General features: G+C 64.9%; 21 protein-coding genes and 1 tRNA gene. 13 read left to right on the plus strand and 9 right to left on the minus strand.

All coding sequences use genetic code 11. The features are described from left to right. Positions 1–55: 55 nt before the first annotated feature. Complete coding sequence (locus AC25Z0_RS08145) at positions 56–1,330, plus strand: amidohydrolase family protein (protein ID WP_488132842.1); 1,275 nt, start codon at positions 56–58, stop codon at positions 1,328–1,330. 97 nt (positions 1,331–1,427) lie between these two features. Here the strand turns inward: AC25Z0_RS08145 and AC25Z0_RS08150 are convergent, their stop codons facing one another. Beyond that, a complete protein-coding gene (locus tag AC25Z0_RS08150; protein ID WP_488132843.1) occupies positions 1,428–2,756 on the minus strand; it encodes an MFS transporter in 1,329 nt (442 codons plus the stop codon). Between the two features lie 56 nt (positions 2,757–2,812). Between AC25Z0_RS08150 and AC25Z0_RS08155 the strand changes: the two genes are divergently transcribed. Further along, positions 2,813–3,781 carry an ArsR/SmtB family transcription factor gene (locus AC25Z0_RS08155; RefSeq protein WP_488132844.1) on the plus strand — a complete coding sequence of 323 codons (969 nt, stop codon included), beginning with the start codon at positions 2,813–2,815 and terminating at the stop codon, positions 3,779–3,781. Positions 3,782–3,793: 12 nt separating this feature from the next. Here AC25Z0_RS08155 and ygfZ read toward each other — a convergent pair whose 3' ends face one another. The 3 genes from ygfZ to AC25Z0_RS08170 form a co-directional block, all read right to left on the minus strand. After that, positions 3,794–4,972, minus strand: coding sequence for a CAF17-like 4Fe-4S cluster assembly/insertion protein YgfZ (ygfZ, locus tag AC25Z0_RS08160; protein WP_488120731.1), 1,179 nt, complete (start codon positions 4,970–4,972; stop codon positions 3,794–3,796). Positions 4,973–4,983: 11 nt separating this feature from the next. Further along, positions 4,984–5,598, minus strand: coding sequence for a heme-binding beta-barrel domain-containing protein (locus AC25Z0_RS08165; RefSeq protein ID WP_488132845.1), 615 nt, complete (start codon positions 5,596–5,598; stop codon positions 4,984–4,986). A 156-nt stretch (positions 5,599–5,754) separates the two neighbouring features. Further along, entirely contained in the window at positions 5,755–6,018 is a 264-nt protein-coding gene (locus AC25Z0_RS08170; RefSeq protein WP_488120729.1) for a hypothetical protein, read from the minus strand. Between the two features lie 72 nt (positions 6,019–6,090). On the opposite strand from AC25Z0_RS08170, the gene AC25Z0_RS08175 reads away from it, so the two are divergent. From AC25Z0_RS08175 to pstB, 8 genes are all read left to right on the plus strand, one after another. Beyond that, complete coding sequence (locus AC25Z0_RS08175; RefSeq protein WP_488120728.1) at positions 6,091–6,783, plus strand: winged helix-turn-helix transcriptional regulator; 693 nt, start codon at positions 6,091–6,093, stop codon at positions 6,781–6,783. Beyond that, positions 6,758–7,732, plus strand: a complete 975-nt coding sequence (gene mshD, locus AC25Z0_RS08180) for a mycothiol synthase (protein WP_488120727.1) — start codon at positions 6,758–6,760, stop codon at positions 7,730–7,732. Before AC25Z0_RS08175 ends, mshD begins: the two co-directional genes overlap by 26 nt. Before the next feature lie 52 nt (positions 7,733–7,784). Next, positions 7,785–9,962, plus strand: a complete 2,178-nt coding sequence (locus AC25Z0_RS08185; RefSeq protein ID WP_488120726.1) for an RNA degradosome polyphosphate kinase — start codon at positions 7,785–7,787, stop codon at positions 9,960–9,962. Further along, a complete protein-coding gene (locus AC25Z0_RS08190) occupies positions 9,959–10,897 on the plus strand; it encodes an NUDIX hydrolase (protein WP_488132846.1) in 939 nt (312 codons plus the stop codon). Before AC25Z0_RS08185 ends, AC25Z0_RS08190 begins: the two co-directional genes overlap by 4 nt. A 153-nt stretch (positions 10,898–11,050) precedes the next feature. After that, on the plus strand, positions 11,051–12,145 hold the full coding sequence (pstS, locus tag AC25Z0_RS08195; protein WP_488132847.1) for a phosphate ABC transporter substrate-binding protein PstS: 1,095 nt from the start codon (positions 11,051–11,053) through the stop codon (positions 12,143–12,145). Between the two features lie 87 nt (positions 12,146–12,232). Continuing rightward, positions 12,233–13,195 carry a phosphate ABC transporter permease subunit PstC gene (gene pstC / locus AC25Z0_RS08200; protein WP_488120723.1) on the plus strand — a complete coding sequence of 321 codons (963 nt, stop codon included), beginning with the start codon at positions 12,233–12,235 and terminating at the stop codon, positions 13,193–13,195. Continuing rightward, complete coding sequence (gene pstA, locus AC25Z0_RS08205) at positions 13,195–14,307, plus strand: phosphate ABC transporter permease PstA (protein WP_488120722.1); 1,113 nt, start codon at positions 13,195–13,197, stop codon at positions 14,305–14,307. The genes pstC and pstA overlap by 1 nt, the downstream gene beginning before the upstream one ends. 27 nt (positions 14,308–14,334) lie before the next feature. Further along, positions 14,335–15,114: a phosphate ABC transporter ATP-binding protein PstB gene (pstB, locus tag AC25Z0_RS08210; RefSeq protein WP_488120721.1), complete on the plus strand. Its 780-nt coding sequence runs from the start codon at positions 14,335–14,337 to the stop codon at positions 15,112–15,114. 31 nt (positions 15,115–15,145) lie between these two features. Here the strand turns inward: pstB and AC25Z0_RS08215 are convergent, their stop codons facing one another. Together AC25Z0_RS08215 and AC25Z0_RS08220 are read right to left on the minus strand one after the other, a co-directional pair. Further along, complete coding sequence (locus AC25Z0_RS08215; protein ID WP_488120720.1) at positions 15,146–16,033, minus strand: aminodeoxychorismate lyase; 888 nt, start codon at positions 16,031–16,033, stop codon at positions 15,146–15,148. A gap of 189 nt (positions 16,034–16,222) precedes the next feature. After that, positions 16,223–16,852, minus strand: a complete 630-nt coding sequence (locus tag AC25Z0_RS08220) for a DNA-directed RNA polymerase subunit beta (protein WP_488132848.1) — start codon at positions 16,850–16,852, stop codon at positions 16,223–16,225. Positions 16,853–16,878: 26 nt separating this feature from the next. Here AC25Z0_RS08220 and AC25Z0_RS08225 point away from each other — a divergent pair. Next, positions 16,879–16,951, plus strand: a tRNA-Lys gene (locus AC25Z0_RS08225). 54 nt (positions 16,952–17,005) lie between these two features. Here AC25Z0_RS08225 and AC25Z0_RS08230 read toward each other — a convergent pair. The 3 genes from AC25Z0_RS08230 to AC25Z0_RS08240 are packed head-to-tail and all read right to left on the minus strand — an operon-like array spanning position 17,006 to position 20,061. Then, positions 17,006–18,283, minus strand: coding sequence for a DUF445 domain-containing protein (locus AC25Z0_RS08230; RefSeq protein WP_488132849.1), 1,278 nt, complete (start codon positions 18,281–18,283; stop codon positions 17,006–17,008). Then, entirely contained in the window at positions 18,283–19,230 is a 948-nt protein-coding gene (locus tag AC25Z0_RS08235) for an aldose 1-epimerase family protein (protein WP_488132850.1), read from the minus strand. The genes AC25Z0_RS08230 and AC25Z0_RS08235 overlap by 1 nt, the downstream gene beginning before the upstream one ends. Positions 19,231–19,239: 9 nt before the next feature. Beyond that, complete coding sequence (locus AC25Z0_RS08240; protein ID WP_488132851.1) at positions 19,240–20,061, minus strand: DeoR/GlpR family DNA-binding transcription regulator; 822 nt, start codon at positions 20,059–20,061, stop codon at positions 19,240–19,242. Positions 20,062–20,163: 102 nt separating this feature from the next. Between AC25Z0_RS08240 and galT the strand changes: the two genes are divergently transcribed. Beyond that, positions 20,164–21,315, plus strand: a complete 1,152-nt coding sequence (galT, locus tag AC25Z0_RS08245; protein WP_488132852.1) for a galactose-1-phosphate uridylyltransferase — start codon at positions 20,164–20,166, stop codon at positions 21,313–21,315. After that, positions 21,316–22,482 (plus strand): galactokinase, encoded by a 1,167-nt coding sequence (galK, locus tag AC25Z0_RS08250; protein ID WP_488132853.1) that lies wholly within the window; start codon positions 21,316–21,318, stop codon positions 22,480–22,482. The last annotated feature ends 13 nt before the right edge of the window (positions 22,483–22,495 follow it).

Raw genomic sequence — 22,495 nt, forward strand, 5'->3', positions numbered from 1 at the left:
TTTGTGAAGAACATGTTCTTTGATCCTCACCCAAACCAGCACAGGAGAACGAACTATGAGCAAGACAGCCCTGGTCAACGCCAGAATCTTCGACGGCGAGACCGTCCTCGCCGACACCACCGTGGTGCTGGAGGGTGCGGTGATTCTCTCGGTAGGCGGGGAAATCCCGTCCGACGCAGAGATCATCGACGTCAGCGGCGCAACGCTGATGCCAGGACTCATCGATGCCCACGTGCACACCTCGATCGAATCGCTTGCACTCGCGCTGACGTTCGGTGTCACGACCGAACTGGAAATGCAGGGTGCACTCACCAAGCACAATCGTGAAGCCGTCACGAACAATGATCGCGTCGCAGACGTTCGGTCGGCTGGCTTCGGCTTGACCCCTCCCGGCGGACACCCCAGCGAGTTGTTCTCTCATGAAGGAAGCGACGAACACGGTGACGACCACGAGGGAAAGTCCATGCCCCAACGTGGCGAGACTGAGGATGGTGGCGAGAACCCCTGGGCGAACATTGTCATGCCGTTTTCAACTACTCCGGAAGAAGCGGTCGCGTTCATCCCGCAGCTCGCTACGAGTGGCTCTGACTACATCAAGTTCATGATTGACGACGGGACCGTCGAAGGCGCCCCTGGCCTGCCCTCGCTTGACCACGCCACCGTCGCAGCCGGCGTGGCAGAAGCTCACCGGCTCGAACTCCTCACCGTTGCTCACGCGCTGGCGATTGACGCAACCGTGTCGGCGATCGATGCCGGTATCGATGGGCTTGCCCACCTGTTCATGGACCAGCCAAGCACCCCGGAGGTTATCGAGCTGATTGCCCGATCCGGTGCGTTCGTCGTCCCCTGTGCTGTCTTGAACGCCTCCATGATGGGGCTCACCGGAGCGGCCTTCGCAGCCGACCCGCGCGTCTCGTCTCGGCTGGATGAGGCCTGGCTGGCCACCCTGAAGAGCAGCTTTAACAAGTACCCAGAAGGAAACCTCGATGATGTTCTCGCGAGCGTAAAAGCGCTCAGCGATGCTGGCGTCGATATCCTCGTCGGAACAGATGCTTCTGTCCCTGTGCCATCTTTCGGCGGTCTTGCGCATGGAGCGAGCGTGCACCACGAGCTCCAGCTGTTGGTCAGCGCCGGCCTGAGTCCCGTTCAGGCGCTGCGCGCGGCAACAGCCACGACGGCACGTCGCTTCGGCCTCACCGACCGTGGCCGCATTGCGCCTAGCCTCCGCGCCGATCTCCTCCTCGTCGATGGCGATCCAACGACCGACATCACCGACACTCTGAACATCCGTCAGGTGTGGCGTCGCGGCGCAGCACTCCTCCCCGCTTGAGCCATTGCAGAAGGATGCCGACCCCATCCGTGGTCGGCATCCTTCCGCCATGCTCGCCGAGCTTCGGCAAACGCGATCAAAGCGCCCTGCCCCCTCGCTAAGCGACGACAGTCGACGCAGGCTCCGCCGCTCGCCGCGCGATAAACGCGATCCCGAGCGCCGAGACCAGGAACATCACGGCGAGCGCAACCCAGCCCGCCAGTCCGAACGCCAGTGCCGTCCCCGCCACGACGAACGGCGCACACATGGAGCCCAGTCCGAATCCCATCGCGAACACGCCCTGGTATGCCCCGGCGTTCGTCGGATCGGCGAGTTCAAAGCTGAGCCCCCACGTGCCGGCCTGCGACCAGACCTCGGCGAAGGCATGGGCCGCAGCCGCCGCCACGAGCAGCACGACCGCTGGCACCACAGAGACCCCGGCGGCCAGCGCGTACACAACGGATGCCACCGCCATCAGTATCCCGGCGGTCGTCACGACCTTGCCAGCCTTCCGCAGGTCATCGGTGCCGCGCGAGAGCGGAATCTGGAACACGATCACGATCACAGTGTTCAGGATGAGCAGCACTGACACGAGCGCGGTCGGCGCTTCGGTGTTGTGCGCAATCCACAGCGGGACCCCGACCTCTGCCAGGCCGAACTGCATGGCGAAGACGGCGGCGAGCGCCGTGAGGATCAGGTAGCGCCGGTCCCGGAACGGAGAGCGCCCGGCGGGCCGTGCCGCCTCGCCCTCCTGAACCTGCCCAGCAGGAGCATTCACCCGCTTCGGCAGCCGCCAGACCGGGATGACACCGATGATGTAGACGACGCCCGCGCCGACCATGACGATTTGGTATGCGGCAACGGTGTCGGCCAGGAGTGCCACACCGGCGATGGCCGCGCCCAGCGCGATCGACACGTTCGTCACAGTGCGCAGGATGGCGCGGGTGCTCACCCGCGCAGGTCCCTCGAATGCGCGGGCAATGATCGCCATCCGCGTTGCGTTCGACGCACTCCCCACGGCTGACGCCACGCAGGCGATGACCAGCACACTCGTGAAGTCCCCTGCGAACGGATAGCAGCCAAGCGCGAGGCCCTCTGCGGCCATGAGGCCGAACAAGAGCCGTCTGGCACTGAACCTGTCGGCGAGCCGCCCGCCCAGGTACGACGTTCCCACCCCCACCGCGCTCGATATCCCGAGCACAGTGGCTGCCTCCCCCGCCGAGAGTCCGATCACAAAGGTGATGTACAGCACGGTGACGGTGAGGAAGACGCCGCGGCCCACTCGACTGATCAGGGTGGCAATCACCAGGATGCGCAGCACGGGGTCTGACATGGACTCCATCAGCCGGCGGACGAAGCCTGTCTGTTGGCCGGATGAAGCGGATGCCAGGGGTTCAGGAAGGGAGATGACGCCCGTTGCCGGGTCTGAAGTGGGAGTGAGTGGCACAGGCCATTTGTCCCACGACCGTGATGGCGGCGCATATTGATGTAGCGTATGGCTTCATGTTGCGCTACGAGCTGGGTGATGCCGACCTGGGCGGCATCCGCTTTGGAATCTCGCCGCTCTGCGAACTCGGGCTGTCGCTGCGTGCCGTGAAAGACCCTGGACGCTACCCGCTCCAGCTTCCGTGGCTGTCGCGCACCCGCCAGGCAAGGGAGAGTCTTGACCTCGACCTGCTGCTCGGCCTCGTCAACGACCGGCTGTGGACGCCCGACTTCCTGAACCCGCGACCGTCATCGCCACTGACGCGCGTCGAAGACGAGTTCGCCGAGCTGGCCGCGCTCAGCCCTGCTCACTTCACCCACCAGCTTGAGAGTATCCATGGCAACCTGCCCGACGCGTTGAGCGGGCCACCTCGCGCAGCGATCCGTCGCATGGTGTCGGCGCTCAGCGACTATTGGGACAGCTGCTTCGCGCCACACTGGCCGCGCATGCGCACCATTCTGGAGGCGGATATCACCCACCGCGGGCGCGTGGTGGCGCAGACCGGCTTGGCCGAGATGCTGAATGGCATCTCCTCGTCGGTGTCATTCGACGGAGCGTCGTTGGACGTACAGCTGGCCTCTGTGCCTGCTGACCGGACAGTGCACGCCGACGGGCGCGGCGTCATGTTGGTGCCCACAATGTTCACGCGGCGCGCCTCGGCGCCCGTCGACCTCGATGAACCCCCTCTGGTGATGTACCCGGCCCGCGGGCAGGGAGCGATGTGGGAGACGGAGCGCGTGGTCAATCCGCGTGCCGTCGCACACCTGCTCGGTCAGACGCGAGCCAGCCTGCTCACCGCACTGGCGACGCCTGCCTCATCGACGGAGCTCGGCATCCGCTTCGGCGTGAGCACCTCTGCCGTGAACCAGCATCTGCGTGCGCTGCGGGAGGTTGGGCTTGTCACCTCAACCCGATACGGGCACAGCATGCTGTACCTGAGGAGCCCGCTGGGTTCGGCGTTGCTTGGCACGGTGCAGCTGGGATAGCGCGGAGAAAAGCTAGCGCGTCGGCGGACGCACGCCGAGACGCGGCAGACGCGGGACATCCGCGACCGCTCCGGCTGACTGCGGCACGATGATCTCCTGGCTGGCGGCGATCGAGATGCCCTGCGACTCAACGTAGAGCGTGACATCCGCTGGCACAGTGCGCTTGATCACGGCGAGCGCGATCGGCCCGAGCTCATAGTGGATGGCACTGGACGTGATCGCACCGACAGGTCGACGCTCCGGCTCACCGCCGGGCAGCACCCTGGTTCCCTCGACCACGTCTCCGTGCACGGGGAGCACCGAATCTGAGCCATCGAGGTGCAGCATCACGAGTCGACGCGGCGGGTGCCCGAGATTGTGCACCTTGGCCACGGTCTCCTGCCCCCGGTAGCAACCCTTGTTCAGGTGCACAGCGGTGCGAAGCCAATCCAGTTCGTGCGGCAGCGTCTTCTCGTCAACCTCTGTCGCCGCTCGGGGACGCCAGGCAGCGATTCGCAGCGCTTCCTCGGCCAGCAGGCCAGCCGCGGCAACTTCACCGGATGCGACCCGGTCGCGAAGCGCAGGCAGGTCGCTGCGAGCAATCAGCACTTCAGACCAATTCCAGTGGATGCCGGGATGCTCGGCGACCTGGGCGTACTGGAACCCGCCAGGGTTCACACCGCTCCACGGGTCGCGCCACACCAGCGGTACTCCATTCGAGCTCGCCGGCATCAGCTGCACATCGGCGACATCGCGGGCCATGGTGCCGATCACCGCGTAGTCATCGGTGAGGTCGAGCACCTCGACGCGCAGCATGAAACGCATCTTGGACAACCAGGCATGCAGGCCAGGCAGTTCGGCCGCCTCAAGAACGAGCCAGGTGGCGACGCCGTCGTCCAACACGTGGACGGCGTACTCAAGGTGGCCGGCAGGGTCGAGCAGCAGCATCTCGGTCGACTCGCCGACGGGCAGGCCGAGCAGCGCCTGGCTGGTGAGCGAGTTCAGCCAGCTGAGCCGGTCTGGCCCAACGACCGAGAGGACGCCGCGGTTCGACAGGTCAACGACAGCCTCACCGGCGAGCAGGTGACGCTGCTCGATCATCGGGTTGCCGTAGTGCGCGGCTATGCCGGCATCCGCTCCCCCCATGGCGACAGCGCCGTCGAGTTCGAGAAGCGGTGACACGAAACGAGGAGGCACGTCGGGGGAATCCATATCCAACTTAGTTAGTCAGCTCTGGCCAGGCGGCCAGACGAGTGTGTGCGCAGGTCCTGGCCGAGAGCGGCGATGTCCCACGCCCATAGCAGGTGGTTCTCCACCAGGCCGTAGATGCGAGTTGCCGCCGCATAGGGCTTGGCGCCCTGGGTGCGCATGACGGCATCCGTTGCCAGGTCGATGCGGGGACCCTTGACCTGCCCGAGGTAGAGCTCTGCCACCCCGTCAGGGTGCGCAAGCGTCACTTCGATGTCGAAGCCGCCGTCTGCGTTCCGCAACGTTTCGACAGCCTCTGCCGTGGTGAACGGACGTTCGCCAACACCGGGAAGCATTCCGGGTCCAGGATCGCCGTCCTGTCGCTCACGGCTGAGACGCCAGTAGCCGGTCTCGGTGGCGAGCGGGATCTTCTCGTCTGACCCAGAGTCAGGTTCTGGCTCAAGCCAGGTGTACGAGTTGTAGTTCAGGTGAGGCAGACCGTCGTGGCTGAAGCTCACACGGTGGCCGAATTCACGGGTGACCGACGTGTCGCCGATGGCGTAGTCGAGTACGCCGGAACCTTCCCATACCCCGATAAGCCAGGACAGCGGAACGAGTTCAGAGGGAAGATCCACCGGGAGGTCAAACATGATGGACTACCGCTGCCCCCTGAACAGCTTGTACACAACCACTCCGGAGATCCAGACGATTGCAAGGCTGGCCAGCGCGAGTAGCCCTAGGAAGAGGATTTCGAGTGCAAGCGGCGACATGGTTCGATTCTAACCCGACGTGCGCTCAGACACGGATCAGCCGAGCTGCGCTATCCCGAAAAATGCTGTTGCGATGCCGAAGACGACAACGCCGCCCGCCAGGCTCGCGATGACCCTGGAGACGTAACCGTCCTTCTCTCCCAGCGCGATTTGAATCGCAAGAGTAACAATCGTGCAACCAGCCAAACCGAGGCTTGTCCACACGATCTGTTGCTCAGGCGTGGAAAAGACGGCGATCAACACCACAATGATCACGGCGAGGACCCACACAACGACGATGCCAGACCAGTGTTTGCTCACGTACCCATTCTGCCTGTTCAAGGCCGATTCTGAGGCACAGTAGTATGAGGGCACGATATTTGGAGGATGCGCGTGGCGCAGTTACTAATCCTTACCTCGGCTGTGGACAATGAGGTTCTGCCTGCCCTGGCTTTGCTTTCACACAGCACACGACTGATCCCCGCACGCCCGGATCAGCTGATCACAGCGCCTGATTCGGATTTGATCCTGGTCGATGCCCGCACCAACCTCATGGCGTCCAAGTCGCTCTGCCAGATTCTGCGCACAACAGGCATCTCCGTCCCCCTTATGTTGGTGATCACAGAGGGCGGGCTCACCGCCGTCAGCCCCGACTGGGGTATCGACGATGTCGTGCTCGACTCAGCAGGCCCGGCCGAAGTGGATGCCCGCATCCGTCTCGCTGTCGGCCGCGTTTCACGCATGGCTGTCTCCCCCACTATTCGTGCGGCCGGCGTTGTCATCGACGAGGCCAACTATTCGGCCAAGGTGCACGGCACCCCGCTCGACCTCACCTATAAGGAATTCGAGCTCCTGCGCTTCCTCGCCGCGCATCCGTCACGGGTGTTCACCCGCGAGCAGCTGCTCAGTGAGGTCTGGGGCTACGACTACTTCGGAGGAACGCGCACCGTTGACGTGCACGTCCGTCGCCTCCGCGCCAAGCTCGGTGACCAGGAATCCCTCATCGGTACCGTGCGCAACGTCGGTTACCGCTTCAACGTGCAGGAAGAAAACGACGAGCGTGTCGCTGGCCCTGTCTCCAGCTGATCTCAGCGATCCAGCAGTCGCAGCGCAGTTCACACACGTTGCGGATGCCGCCACTGCCGTCGACGGTTATGCCCCGTTCAACGAGCAGGCACTGCTCGACCTCGCGGCGGGCCGCCGCGAGGCATACCTGTTCCTGTTCCATGACGAGTCACACCCGGCCAAGCCGGCGAAGGTCGTCGGCGCCGCAGCCGTCGGCCGCGGAGAGAACACGGCAGAACTCGACCTCGTGATCATTCCGAAGCGCCGCGGCAAGGGCTTCGGCAACGCGGCGCTCAGCCTGCTGCTGCCGCACCTGCCGAGCGAAGTGACCGCATGGTCGCACGGCGATCATCCGGCCGCGCGCGTGCTCGCCGTACACCACCGTTTTGTCGCGACCCGCACGCTGCTGCACCTGCGCCTCTCGCCACTGCGTGTGCCTGCTGCCGCTAACTCCGCGAAACCAGAGGTGACGATCAACGCTTTCGTTCCCGGTGTCGACGATGAGGAATGGGTCGCCCTCAACGCGCTGATCTTCGCCTCGCACCCCGAACAGGGTTCCATCACCCTGGGCGACCTGGCAGACAGACAAGCCGAGTCATGGTTCAACGCCGGCGATTTTTTGGTGGCGCGCGATGCATCCGGTCGCATGATCGGATACAACTGGCTGAAGATCGAGCCGAGCACGGACCACGGCGACGATGACGACGACCCTGACGACGACGATGACGCCGGTGGCGGGGAACCTGACGCAGGCGAGATCTACGTGATTGGCATTCATCCGGATGCCGCAGGCCAGGGCCTCGGGCGCCTGCTGATGGAGCGCGGGCTGGCCAGGCTCAGCGAACGCGGCTGCACGAGTGCTTCGCTGTATGTCGAAGCTGACAACACCAGCGCCGTGCGGTTGTATCGGTCGCTCGGCTTCACCGATTTCACCATCGACGTGCAGTACAGACGGTTGTCAGTTAAGTAACCGTTCATGCCGATCGTGCGTTTCGCGCAGTCGGCAGTGTCAAGATGGTCGAATGGACGGCGAAAACATCCAAAACGACAGCGGGCTCGGCAGCGACTTTGACGACGACTTCGATCCCTATCTTCTCTCTGATGACCCCGCGCTACCAGAGGATCGCTTCCTCGACCGGGAAATCAGCTGGCTGGCGTTCAACCAGCGCGTCCTGGAACTCGCCGAAGACCCCGACATTCCCGTGTTGGAACGCGCCAACTTCCTGGCCATCTTCGCCAGCAACCTCGACGAGTTCTTCATGGTGCGAGTTGCCGGGCTGAAGCGCCGCATCCTCACGGGACTGGCCGTTCCCACGAACGTCGGACGCGCACCAGCGGATGTGCTCAGCGACATCTCGAAGGCGGCGCACGTGCTGCAGTTGCGCCATGCCGCAGCCTTCCAGGATCTGGTGCGCCCAGACCTCGCGGCGGCCGGCATCGACGTCGTCGACTGGGACACGCTGAATGACGAAGATCGCGAATCACTGCGCGACTATTTCGGGAAGCAGATCTTCCCCGTCTTGATGCCGCTGGCTGTCGACCCTGCGCATCCGTTCCCCTACATCTCCGGCCTCTCGCTGAACCTTGCGGTACGGGTTCGCAACCCGAAGACAAGCAAGCAGGAGATCGCCAGGCTCAAGGTGCCGCAGATGCTGCCCCGCTTCGTGCGAGTCGATCGCAGTGAGTCCGTCGACAAGGTGCGTTTCATCACCCTCGAAGACCTGATGGCCAACCACCTCGGCGACCTGTTCCCCGGCATGGAAATCCTCGAGCACCACATCTTCCGCGTCACTCGCAACGAAGACGTCGAGATCGAGGAAGACGAGACAGAGAACCTCATCCAGGCTCTCGAGAAGGAGCTGCTGCGTCGCCGCTTCGGTCCGCCCATCCGTCTCGAAATCACCGAAGAGATGGATGACGTCACCCTCGACCTGCTCGTGCGTGAACTCGACATCACCACACAGGAGGTCTACCGGCTGCCGACGCCGCTCGACCTCGGTGGCCTGTTCGACCTGGCGCGCATCGATCGCCCAGACCTGCACTACCCCAAGCACGTTCCGACGACGGCCGTGCAGCTCATGCCAGCAGAGCCAAACCTGGCCCCTGATGTGTTCAGGTCGATTGCACGCGGCGACATCCTGCTGCACCACCCGTACGAATCGTTCACGACAAGCGTGCAGGCGTTCCTGGAGCAGGCCGCTGCCGACCCGAACGTGCTCGCCATCAAGCAGACGCTGTACCGCACCTCCGGCGACAGCCCCATCGTCGAAGCGCTCATCGCCGCTGCTGAGTCCGGCAAGCAGGTGCTCGCCCTCGTCGAGATCAAGGCCCGCTTTGACGAGCAGGCGAACATCTCATGGGCGCGGAAGCTCGAGAAGGCCGGCGTGCACGTCGTCTACGGGCTCGTCGGGCTGAAGACCCACTGCAAGGCGGCTCTCGTAGTGCGCAAGGAAGGCAAGGTGCTCCGGCACTACAGCCACATCGGCACCGGAAACTACAACCCGAAGACCAGCCGCATCTACGAAGACCTCGGCCTGCTCACCGCAGACGACCAGGTGGGCAAGGACCTCACCCGGCTGTTCAACGAACTCTCCGGCTACGCGATCGAGAAGAAGTTCAAGCGTCTGCTCGTCGCTCCCCTGCACCTGAGGAAGGGCCTGCTCAAGCGCATCGCCGATGAAACGGCCAACGCCGCGGCCGGCCTGCCATCCGGCATCCGGATCAAGGTCAACTCCATGGTCGATGAGACGATCATCGACGCGCTGTACAGGGCCAGCCAGGCCGGTGTGCCCGTCGACGTCTGGGTGCGCGGAATCTGCAGCCTGCGGCCGGGCGTCGAGGGCATGAGCGAGAACATCCGCGTGCGGTCGATCCTTGGTCGCTACCTGGAGCACTCGCGGATCTTCTCGTTCCACACCCTCGGCGACCCCCAGGTCTTCATCGGCAGCGCCGACATGATGCACCGCAACCTCGACCGCCGCGTCGAAGCCCTGGTGCGCCTGACCGACCCAGACCACCTCGTCGAGATCGACGGCTTGTTCGAGCGCGCCATGGATCCGCGCACGTCATCGTGGTGGCTCGACAGCGACGGCACCTGGGTTCGGCACTCGCGCGACGATGCCGGGCACCTGCTCGACGACATGCAAAATAGGCTTATGCAACAGATTGGCAACCGCAAGCGTACGGCCGCTCGCCGATGACCGACACAGCGGTGTACGCGGCCGGAGCCGTGTGCTGGCGTTTCATCGATGGCAAGATGCACATTCTTGTCATTCATCGGACCGTGCACGGCGACGTCACCATCCCCAAGGGCAAGGTTGACCCAGGAGAATCACTGCCTGAGACCGCCGTGCGCGAGATCAAGGAAGAGACCGGCCTCACCGTCAGGCTTGGCGTTCCCCTTGGTGTGTCCAATTACACGATGCCGGCCGGCCGCGACAAGATCGTGCACTACTGGGCTGCAGAGGTGACACCGGACGCCATCCTGCACTCCACTTTCGTGCCGAACGGCGAGGTGGCTGCCCTGGAGTGGGTGACCATCAAGCGCGCCCGCACGTACCTCAGCTATCCAGCGGATGTCGAGATCCTCGACGCATTCGACCTTCTCGTGAACAACGGGGTCACCAGCACCTTCGGGGTCATCGTGCTCCGGCATGGCAAGGCCGTCCCTGCCAACAGCTGGGACGGCCCGGACGCGACGCGCCCCCTCGCTCCGCGCGGCATCAAGCAGGCCGCGGCCCTGGTGGGCACGCTGAGCGCCTGGCGACCAACGCGCATCGTCACCAGCACGGCCACACGCTGCGTGACGACCGTTGTGCCGCTTGCCGCGGCATCCGGTGTGGAGATCAAGCGCACAGACCTCATCAGCCAGGATGCCTGGGATGCCGGCACGGCCGACGTGCGCCGCGTGGTCGGCAAGCGGGTGCGCTCTGGGAAGAATGCTGTCGTGTGCGGCCATGGTCCAGTGCTGCCAGAGATCCTGCGCGAACTCGCGCTGGCGACGGGCACCACGCTCGGCGCCTACATCTCGGATGCCGCTGGCCTCGAGACCGGCGGGTTCTCCGTCGTGCACCTCTCCAGCGACAATCCGAGCTCTGGCATCATCGCCATCGAAACGCACGCGCCGCGGGTGTAGTCCCCCGTACAGGGGTGAAGTCAGGGCCGTTTGTCGGGTGTCGTTCACCTCCCGTTCACCTGGAAGCAGGAGGGTCGTTAATCGGAGCACTTAGCGTCACTTGAGGGCCAGCACCGGCCCCCACTGCATCCAAACCCCTCGAAAGGGAATCACGTGAACTTCAAGCGTTTTGGCCGCCCAGCGGTCATTGCTGTCGCAGCCGCTCTTGCACTGTCCTCATGTGCAGCAAACGAAGGGGCAACGAGCACTGACTCCGCCGCCCCCGAAAGCACGCTTTCTGGCACCATCAACGCCGCCGGCGCCTCATCGCAGGGCTCAGCCCAGGAGGCGTGGACCGCTGCATTCCAGTCCGCCAACTCCGGCGTCACGATCAACTACGACCCGTCGGGCTCTGGCGCCGGCCGCGAGACCTTCGCCGCTGGCGGCTCGGCCTTCGCCGGCTCTGACTCGTTCCTGAAGGACGAGGAACTGGCAGGGGAATTCGCCAGCTGTGTTCCAGGCACCACCGCGGTCGACCTTCCCGTCTACATCTCCCCGATCGCCGTGATCTTCAACGTCGACGGCGTCGACGAGCTGAACCTCGACGCAGCGACCCTCGCCAAGATCTTCAAGGGCGACATCACCACTTGGAACGACCCGGCCATCGCCGCGCTGAACGCCAAGGCAACCCTGCCTGCCACGCCGATCACCGCCGTGCACCGCTCTGACGACTCCGGCACCACCAAGAACTTCGCTGACTACCTGAACCAGGTTGCACCGGATGTCTGGACCGAGAAGCCCGCAGACGCGTTCCCGTTCCAGACCGGTGAGGGTGCACAGGGCACCTCCGGTGTCGTTGACGCCGTCACCAACGGTGTTGGCACCATCGGCTACGCCGACGCCTCCCGCGCCGGTGAGCTCGGTGTCGCCAAGATCAAGGTAGGCGACGAGTTCGTCGGCTACACGGCAGAGGCCGCCGCCGCAGTCGTCAACGACTCCCCGATGGTCGAAGGCCGTGCCGATGGCGACCTCGCCATCCAGCTTGACCGCACCACCACGGACGCGACGCACTACCCGCTCGTTCTGGTGAGCTACGCCATCGTCTGCACCGAGTACGCAGATGCCGCACAGGGTGAGCTCGTGAAGTCGTACGTCGGCTACATGGCCAGCGCTGACGGCCAGGCTGTAGCAGCGGAATCCGCAGGAGCCGCCCCGCTGTCCGCTGAACTGCAGGACAAGGTTGCCGCGGTAATCGCGACAATCAAGTAACAACGCACCTCCTGCCCCGGCCGGGCGTAAAACCCGGCCGGGGCTCCACGCTCCAGCTACACCCCACGCTCCAGGGAGACGCCAGGCATGACCACCGCAGTTGACAAGAGGTCGCGCACGCCACGCGTGTCGGCCAAGGCCAAACAACGCCCGGGGGATCAGGTCTTCTCCACCCTGACCGTTGTCGCGGGTGGGTTGATCCTCGCCGTTCTCGCGGCCGTCGCCGTGTTCCTGATGGTGCAGAGCATCCCGGCCTTCGTCGCCCCGGCCGACGACTTCAAGGGCGACTTCACCAACTTCTGGTCGTACGTTCTGCCGCTGGCCTTCGGCACCATCTGGTCGGCGTTCCTCGCCCTGCTGATCGCCGTTCCGATCGCCATCGGTATCGCACTCTTCATCTCGCACTACGCCCCGCGCAAACTGGCACAGGGCCTCGGGTACATCATCGACCTGCTGGCTGCTGTGCCATCCGTCGTTTTCGGCCTCTGGGGCATCGGCGTTCTCGCCCCGCTCGTGCAGCCGTTCTACACGACCCTCGTCGAGTGGTTCGGTTGGATCCCCCTCTTCGCCGGCCCGGTCTCTGGTACCGGCCGCACCATTCTCACCGTCGCCATCGTGCTGGCCGTGATGGTGCTCCCGATCATCACCGCGATCTGCCGTGAGGTCTTCCTGCAGACGCCTGTGCTGCACGAGGAGGCCGCACTGGCCCTCGGTGCAACACGCTGGGAAATGATCAGGATGGCCGTGCTGCCGTTCGGTCGCCCCGGCATCATCTCTGCGTCGATGCTCGGTCTTGGCCGGGCACTCGGTGAGACCATGGCCGTTGCCATGGTGCTCTCCCCCAGCCCGCAGATCCTCTTCCAGCTGCTCACCTCGCAGAACCCGACGACGATCGCAGCGAACATCGCCCTCAACTTCCCTGAAGCGCACGGCACCGGCGTGAACATCCTGCTCGCCACCGGCCTGATCCTCTTCATCATCACGCTCGCCGTGAACATGCTGGCGCGGTACATCATCAACCGCCGCAAGGCATTCTCTGGAGCGAACTGATGACGACGATGACCTCCACCCCGACTCCCTCCTCGCCGGCATCCGGCGGACTGACTAACTCGCTGACCGCCGGCAAGCTCCCCAAGCGCTCATCGCTCTGGGTTCTGCTCGGCAGCTGGTTCGTAACCGCCCTCGTCTTCGTCGTGCTGCAGCTGTCAGGTGCAACGGACAGCTTCAACATTGTCGGCACCCTGTTCTTCGGCACCGTGCTGTACTGCTTCGCGATCTACCTGCTGTCGTTGTTCGTCGAAGGATCGCGCAAGGCGAAGGACCGCCTCGTCACAGCCCTGGTCACCTCGGCGTTCGTGATCGCCCTGCTCCCGCTCGCCTCGCTCATCTACACGACGGTGACGAACGGCCTGCCGGCGTTCCTGACGCCCACCTTCTTCAACGAGTCCCAGCGCAACGTCGTCGGCGAGGGTGGCGGCGCACTGCACGCCATCGTCGGCACCCTGATGATCACCGGTGTCGCCACACTGATCTCGGTGCCAATCGGGCTGCTCGCCGCGATCTACCTCACCGAATACGGCCGTGGCCGGCTCGCTCGTGGCATCACGTTCTTCGTCGATGTGATGACGGGCATCCCGTCGATCGTTGCGGGCCTGTTCGCCTTCGCCCTCTTCTCGCTGCTCTTCAACGACCCGGGCATCCGCTTCGGTTTTGGTGGTGCCATCGCGCTGTCTGTGCTGATGATCCCTGTCGTCGTGCGGTCAAGTGAAGAGATGCTGAAGCTCGTGCCGAACGAGCTGCGTGAGGCCGCGTTCGCGCTCGGTGTGCCGAAATGGCTGACCATTCTGAAGGTCGTGCTGCCGACATCCATCGCCGGAATCGTGACGGGCATCATGATCTCGATCGCGCGCGTCATTGGCGAGACCGCCCCGCTGCTGATCATCTCCGGCTTCACCTCAAGCATGAACTACAACCTGTTCAGCGAGCGGATGATGACCCTTCCCGTCTTCGTGTACACCCAGTACGCCAACCAGGGAGCGAATGCGCAGGCCTATATCGACCGCGCGTGGGCCGGCGCCCTCACCCTCATTCTCATCGTGATGCTGCTCAACGGGCTCGCCCGCCTCATCGCCAAGATATTCTCTCCCAAATTCGGCCGCTAACGCGTCCAGAACCCCAAAGGAATCCCCGTGTCAAAGCGCATTGAAGTCAACGACCTCAACGTCTACTACACCAACTTCTTAGCCGTCGAAGGCGTCTCGCTGACGATTGAGCCCCGTACCGTCACCGCCTTCATCGGCCCGAGCGGATGCGGCAAGTCGACATTCCTGCGCACGCTGAACCGCATGCACGAAGTGATTCCAGGCGCGCGCGTCGATGGTGAAGTGCTCATCGACGGCAACAACCTCTACGGGCCTGGCGTCGACCCCGTGCTCGTGCGCCGCCAGGTTGGCATGGTCTTCCAGCGCCCGAACCCGTTCCCCACCATGTCGATCCAGGACAACGTGCTGGCCGGTGTGAAGCTCAACAACCGCCGGATGTCGAAGAGCGACGGCGACGCGCTCACAGAGAAGGCCCTGCGCGGCGCGAACCTCTGGAACGAGGTCAAGGACCGCCTCGACCGTCCGGGCTCAGGCCTCTCCGGTGGCCAGCAGCAGCGGCTCTGCATCGCCCGCGCGATCGCGGTGCAGCCAGACGTGATCCTGATGGACGAGCCGTGCTCTGCCCTCGACCCGATCTCGACGCTGGCCATCGAAGACCTCATCGAGGAGATGAAGGCCGAGTACACGATCGTGATCGTGACGCACAACATGCAGCAGGCATCACGCGTGTCAGACCGCACCGCATTCTTCAACATTGCGGGCACCGGCAAGCCTGGGAAGCTCATCGAGTACGACGACACCACCACGATCTTCTCGAACCCGAGCGTGCAGGCGACGGAAGACTACGTGTCTGGCCGCTTCGGCTAAAGTGCAGGCACCTGCTGGCACGCAGCGGCGGCTATGCCGTGCGTGCCAGCAGGTACGCGTTGATCGCGTGGGTGAGCGGGAAGTCCACCGGGAACGGTTCATTGTCGAGAGCCGTGATTGCGACGGCGAGACGCACGCTGGAGACGAGCCAGGCGGCATCCGCTGACCGGAGTTCGTCGACGGTGACGTCGCGGTACTCGGTGGTCTGCCCCTGCGACTCGAGGTATTCGAAAACAGCCTGCTGCGTGGTGCCGTGCAGGATGGCGCCGCTCGGCGCCGGGGTCACGTAGACGCCCTTGGTGCGCAGGATGACGCTTGACGTCGGCCCCTCCATCACGTAGCCGTCTGTGGTGAGGAAGATGGTGTCGTCTGCGCCTCGGCGGTGCGCCTCACGGAGCGCGGCCATATTCACGGCGTAGCTGAGCGTCTTAGCGCCCATCAGCAGCCATGGAGCGCGCTCTGCGACGCCGCGGGGGTAGCCGCGGTCCAGCGTCACCACCCGGATGCCGTTCTCGCGCACAGCGGCGAAATCGGGGGTGGCCGTGGCGTGCAGCCACGCGGTGGGAGCAGGTCCGGCCTCCACGCCGCGGCTGAGCACGAACTTCAGCGAGAACTGTCCTTCGGCTGGCAGCTGGCTCACCGCATAATCGATCGCAGCGCGCCACTGGTTCTCGTTGGGCATCGGCAGCTCGCAAATGCGTGCGGAGTTGCTGAGGCGCGCAATGTGCGGCTCGACCTCCTGCGGGTGCGAGTCGACGACGCTGAGCGTCTCGAAGATGCCGTCGCCGCGCTGCGTGCTGAGTTCAGCGACGCGAAGTGCCGGTTCTGACGAGTCGACCTCGTGGAAGGTGTCGGCGAAGTCGGTGCGGGCGTCATCGGCGGCAACGGGATCGATCAGCAGCGTGTACGGCAGAGGCATGACCAGATCCTATCGCCAGGAAGATTAAGGCCAGGCCGCAGAACGCCTCTCGGCGCGAGGCCGCTCAAAGCGGCGAATATTGGAGCCCGGGGTTACTGCGGCCCGACCAGATACCAGTGTAAAGCAGGCTGGGCGGCGCTGCTGACTGTTCGCTCTGAGCGGCACCTGGCACGCCGGGCGCGTTCCCTGCTAATCGAGCGAGTTGCTGCGCCAGAGCCGCGCGCAGGAGGCAAATTCCTGGGCCGTCGTTGAGAAGCGCAGAGCGCGCGTGGTCAGTTCGGTGGAACGCTCTGGCTCGGTGAGCTCGAGGTCGTCGGCGACGCTGGTGCATCCGGCGGCTGTCACCCGGCAGAAGGCAGCCGCGCGGTCGAGCGCAACGGCGAAGTCGCCGGTGAAGAGTCCGCGCAGGATTTGGTCGGCGAGAACCATGATCTCGGCTGGACCAGTGGGCGCAGAGGCGCCAGCGACGAGCGGGTCGATGCTCGGAACCACTTCCGTGCCGCGCTGGAACAGGTAGGCGACACCGTCGGGGTCTTGCCGGATCAGCACCCGCACCAGGTAGATACGCCAGAGCGCGCCTGGCAGACTGCGGGGAGTGGCGCTCGACCAAAGTTCGGCGACTGCGTCGATGCCGTGAACGTCGGTGTATTCGACCAGACGAGTGACTATGTCGGGGTCGGGGTCGTCCCTCACCCGCGCCAGCAGCGCGTGCGCGGTTTCGTGGGCGATCCTGCTGATGTGTGCGGGATCTTCGCCACCTTTGAGGCTCTCAAACTTGCTCCCAGAGAACTTGGTGGGCTTGTGGAATTCGTCAGCCATAAGATCCACGCTAGATTATTAACCGCGGGCCTCTAGCTCAGTTGGTAGAGCAAAGGACTTTTAATCCTTGGGTCGTCGGTTCGAGCCCGACGGGGCCCACCGCTAAAGCCCCCGATTCGTCGGGGGCTTTGTGCTGTCTGGGGCGGGAAACCGTCAGGCGAGGAGGGCTGCGATCGCCTGCGCGATGGTGAAGATCGCCAGCCCAGCCAGCGAACCGACGATCGTGCCGTTCAGGCGGATGAACTGCAGGTCCTTGCCCACCATCAGCTCGATCTTCTCCGTCGTTTCCTTCGCATCCCAGCGCTCAACGGTCTCGGTGATCACGCCGGCCAGCTCATGCCGGTACTGCTGCACCGCGTAGCTCACCGAATCCGCGATCCAGCGGTCGATGCGTGCGCCGAGCGCGGCATCCGTCGAGAGTTTGACCCCGACATCCATCAACGTCGAGCGGATGCCGCCACGCAACGCACTCGACGGATCGGCCAGCCCCTCACGCAGCGACGCCTTCACCGACTCCCAGGCCTCACTGGCGAACTCACGCAGACGCGGGCTGTCGAGCAGGCCGGTCTTCAGCGCCTCTGCCCGCTCGATCGTGGTGCGGTCGTACTGCAGGTCGCGGGCGAGATCGGCCAGATAACGGTCGATGGCCTCACGCAGCGGATGCGACTGGTCAGCCCGCACATTCTGCACGAACGCAAGCACCTCTTTGAAGGCCCTGTCGTCGACGAGCTTGTCTACGAAGCCAGGCATCCAGCTGGGTAGCCTGGCCGACACGGCACGCCCGAAGGCCTCCGGATGCGTGACCAGCCAGCCTTCGGCCTTCTCCAGTAGCAGGTCAACGCCCGCGTGCTGCTGGCCGGAGTCGACCAGCCGCTCCCCCACCCGCCCGATGGCAGGGCCCCACTCCGGCTCGATCAGGTGCGAGCGGGCGATGGTTTCGATGAGGTCTTTGATGTCATCGTCGGCCAGCACGTCGAGCACGCCGGTACCGGCGACCGCAAGCTGGTCAGAGATGCGCTGCGCGTTCGCAGGCTGGCTCAGCCAGATGCCGGCCCGCTTCGAAATACCGATCGATTCGAGCTTCCCGCGCACGACGTCGCTCGAAAGGAAATTCGTTTCGACGAACTCACCGAGGGACGCCCCGATCTCGTCCTTGCGACTCGCGATGATGTTGGTGTGCGGAATCCGAAGTCCAAGCGGGTACCTGAATAGCGCCGTGACAGCGAACCAGTCGGCGATGGCACCGACCATGCCACCCTCCGCGGCGGCCCGCACGTACTCCAGCCATGGATAGCGGTCTTCGAGGGCAAACGACACGGCAAAAATCACGGCCATGACGAGCAGCAGCGCGGTCGCCAGGCGCTTCATGCTGTTCAGGGCATACAGGCGCTCCTGGTCGGCGGGGCTGAGCGTCGTGGCCGGTGCGCTCATCACGCGACGCCGCCGAAACCGTGGTGACGGACACCCCAGCGCACGCTCCAGTGCGCGTCGGGCTCGAGCCAGTGCACACCCTCCCCCGAGTTGAACGCGTTGGCCGGGGCCGTCATCGGTTCGATGGCCACGGCCTGGTGCATCGCGGGGGCGTCTCCGAAGGTCGGGAAGTTGCGCGGGGTGTACATCTGTACGTACCGCATGTTCTCGTCGCCCCACACCGTGAGGCTGCGGCCGTCTGGCGCGCTGAGGGTGTGCTCGACGCGGCCGTCGATGACAGCGACATCGCCGAACCCTGAGTCAAGGTCGAGCTCACCGACGAGTCGGCCGACCCGCAGGTCGAATGGTGTGCCGGCCACGGATTCCGTGCCGATCGGGTTGCTGCGCTCGTCGACCAGGATCCGCGTCGCTGCACTACTCGTCAGCGTCAGGTCGCCGGTCGGCACGCCGCCTATTTGGAAGTACGGGTGGGCGCCGACGGCATAGGGCGCGGCATCCGCCCCGACGTTTCGCACCGCATACTCAACGTCGAGGCCGTCGGCGGTGAGGGTGTAGGTGACCGTGGTGTCGAGGTGGAACGGGTAGCCGGACTGCGGGAAGATCGTCGCGGCCAGCGTCACAGAGTTCTCGGTGTGCGCCACTTCTCTGTATGGCGCAAACCGCAGCAGCCCATGGCTGGCGTTGTATTTCACCGGCTCTGTGATGGCCAGCTGTCGGGTGACACCCTCGTGCGTCCACTTCCCATCACGGATGCGATTGGGCCAGGGAGCGAGCACAATGCCGGCCGCCATCGGTGGCGTTGACTCTTCAGGGAACGTCTCGACCAGGTCGATGCCGTTGACGGCATATGACCGGAGCCCGGCCGCCACTTCCGTGATTGTCGCCGTCGACGTGCCGTGCGGCCCGGCGGCCACGAGGTGATGTTGGATGCCAGTTGGTGCGCGCATACTTTCAGCCTATTGCGATTGCAGCACGCGGAGCCCGGCTTCTTCGAGTGGGGCCAGGAGATCGGCCGACGCCGTGGCATCCGTGATGAGCGTGTCGAATGCCGCCAGCGCACCGATGGTACCGAGATGGGCCTGGCCGAGCTTCGAGGCGTCGGCCACGACGATCGCCCTGGCAGCTGCGCGCAACATGAGCGTTTTGACGCCCGCCTCAGGCAGGTTGATGTTGGTGACCCCAGCCACCGCGTCGACACCGTTGCAGCCGATGAAGGCGAGGTCGGCGTGCACGCTGCTGAGGATGGTGGAGGCCAGCGGCTCGACGAGCGAGTGCTGCAGCGGGCGCAGCGAGCCTCCGGTGACGATCACGGTGAAGCGCGGTATGGCCTGCTCCAGCTCGAGCGCGATACTGAGACCGTTCGTGATGATCACGACTTCGGAGAGATCGGTGCGCGCGACGAGCGCACGCGCAATCGCCAGGGCTGTCGAGCCGACGTCGAGGATGATGCTCTGGCCGCTCTGCACCATCGACGCTGCGAGCGTGCCGATTTGTTGCTTGGGGATGACGGATGATTCGAGCGACTCCTCGAACGACGGCTCGCGGTCGGTGCGTCCCCGCCCCATGGCCCGCGTTGGCATCGCCCCGCCGTGCACACGGCTGATCTGCCCGGCGGCGACAAGCGCATCGAGATCGGCGCGTGCGGTGACGCCGGACACCCCGAACGTCTCGCGCAGTTCGCTGACCCGCACAAAGCCACGTTCGTCGATAAGGCGCTGGATCTGCTCTCGGCGCACTGCGGCGGGCACGGGTTCTCGCTCGCTATTCTCGGCCATCATTGTTCTTCCGCCATGATCGCCAGACCTACGCTTTCTTCGCTTTAGTTGCGTGATCGAAAGCATACATTTCGATTACGCAAATCGGCTATTCTGGGCACTGTTATGGACACCACCACACCCACCACTTTTGTCAGCGATGACGGCATCAAACGACAGCGGCACACGCTCGCGGATGGCCGCGAGCTGATCTACTTCGACGACCCGGACACCACGCTGGCCCCAGACAGGGCCCCTGACGAGCGGGACCTGGCGCCGCGTCCAGCCACCGCGACCATGCGACAGGATGCTCTCACCGGCGAGTGGATCTCCATCGCCGCCGCCCGGCAAAACCGCGTCTTCCTGCCCCCTGCGCACCTCGACCCGCTTGCGCCGTCGACGCCGGAGAACCCGTCAGAGATTCCGAGCAACTACGACGTAGCGGTCTTCGAGAACAAGTCGCCGTCGTTCGGCCCGCTCCTTGACGACGAGAACGCCCCCGCCGACCTCGACGACCTCAGCACGATCGGTCTTGGCCGCACGCGCACCTCCGTCGGGCGCTGCGAAGTCGTGTGCTTCAGCCCCGCCACAGAGGGCTCATTCGCCAGCCTGTCGACCACTCGCGCGCGCACCGTGATCGAGGCTTGGGCAGAACGCACCCACGCGCTCTCGCAGATGCCCGGCATCCAGCAGGTGTTCCCGTTTGAGAACCGCGGTGAGGCCATCGGCGTCACCCTGCACCACCCGCACGGCCAGATCTACTCGTACCCGTACGTGACCCCGCGCACCCAGCGCGTGATCGAATCGGTCGAGCAGTACGGGCCAACGCTGTTCGCCGACATCCTGGCGAGCGAGCAGGCCGGCGACCGTGTCATCCTGCGTGGAGAGCACTGGACAGCCTTTGTGCCATTCGCCGCCCGCTGGCCCATCGAGGTGCACATGCTGCCGCACCGCCACGTGCCCGACTTCGCCGCCACCTCGCTCGCCGAACGTGACGAGCTCGCCGTGCTGTACCGCCAGCTGTTGCGCGGCATCGACGAGTTGTACGACACCCCAACGCCGTACATCGCCGCCTGGCACCAGGCCCCCGTCGCCAGGCATCGTGACGACATCCGTCTCATGCTGCAGGTGACGAGCCCTCGTCGCGCTGCAGACAAACTCAAATTCCTCGCCGGATCAGAGGCAGCCATGGGCGCCTGGATCGGCGACGTCGCCCCCGAGCAGGCCGCCGCCTCGATTCGGGATGCTGTGGCTCGTGCCGCAGGAAAGGATTCATAAATGAGCACCCAGACACTCGAGACAGCAGTTCGCGCCGGCTTCGAGAGCGCATACTCCCGCCAGCCGGAAGGCATCTGGTCAGCGCCAGGTCGCGTGAACCTGATTGGTGAGCACACCGACTACAACGACGGCTTCGTCTTCCCGTTCGCCATCGATCGGCGCACCGTTGTCGCCCTCGCCCAGCGCGCCGACCGCTTGATTCGCATCGCCAGCTCGTTCTCTGAGGCCGTCGTCGAGATCTCACTCGACGACCTGGCTCCGGAGAACCTGCACGACTGGTCGGCGTACCCGCTCGGCGTCGCCTGGGCGCTCGGCGAATTCGGTGCCGACTTGGCGCAGGTGACCGGTTTCGAGATCTACATCGACTCAGATGTGCCGATCGGGGCCGGCCTCTCGTCGTCGGCCGCCATCGAGAGCGCGGTTGCCGTTGCCCTCAACGAGGTCTGGGGCCTGGACTTCGACCGCCGCACCCTGGCCAAGGTGGGCCAGCTCGCCGAGAACCGCGCGGTCGGCGCCCCGACGGGCATCATGGACCAGTCGGCGTCGTTGCTCGGTGAAGCGGATGCCGGTGTCTTCCTTGACTGCCGCAGCCTCGACTCCGAGGTCATCCCCCTCGGCTTCGACGAGGCCGGCCTTGAGCTGCTGATCATCGACACGCGGGTCAGCCACTCGCACGCCACCGGCGGCTACGCATCGCGCAGGGCCTCCTGCGAGCGGGGCGCTGCCGCGCTCGGCGCAGACTCGCTCCGCGACGTCAGCGTGGCCGACCTCGACCGGGCGGCAGAGCTGCTCGACGACGAGACCTTCCGCCGGGTGCGCCACGTTGTCACCGAGAACCAGCGCGTGCTCGACACCGTGCGCACGCTCCGTGAACAGGGGCCGACCGCTATCGGCGCGCTGCTTGATGCCTCACACGTGTCGATGCGGGATGACTTCGAGATCTCCGTCGCCGAGCTTGACCTGGCCGTGGAGACCGCCAGGTCCACGGGGGCGATCGGCGCCCGGATGACCGGCGGCGGCTTCGGTGGAGCGGCGATTGCGCTGACTCCGAGCGAACTCATCCCCGCCGTGGAGGCCGCCGTGCTCGCCGCCTTCGCCGCAGCAGGCTTCGGCACCCCGAACTTGTTCGTCGTGCGCGCTGCCGATGGGGCCATGCGCAACGAGTAACAGCGGCGCCTGG

This window comes from Leifsonia sp. Y862, assembly GCF_057669585.1.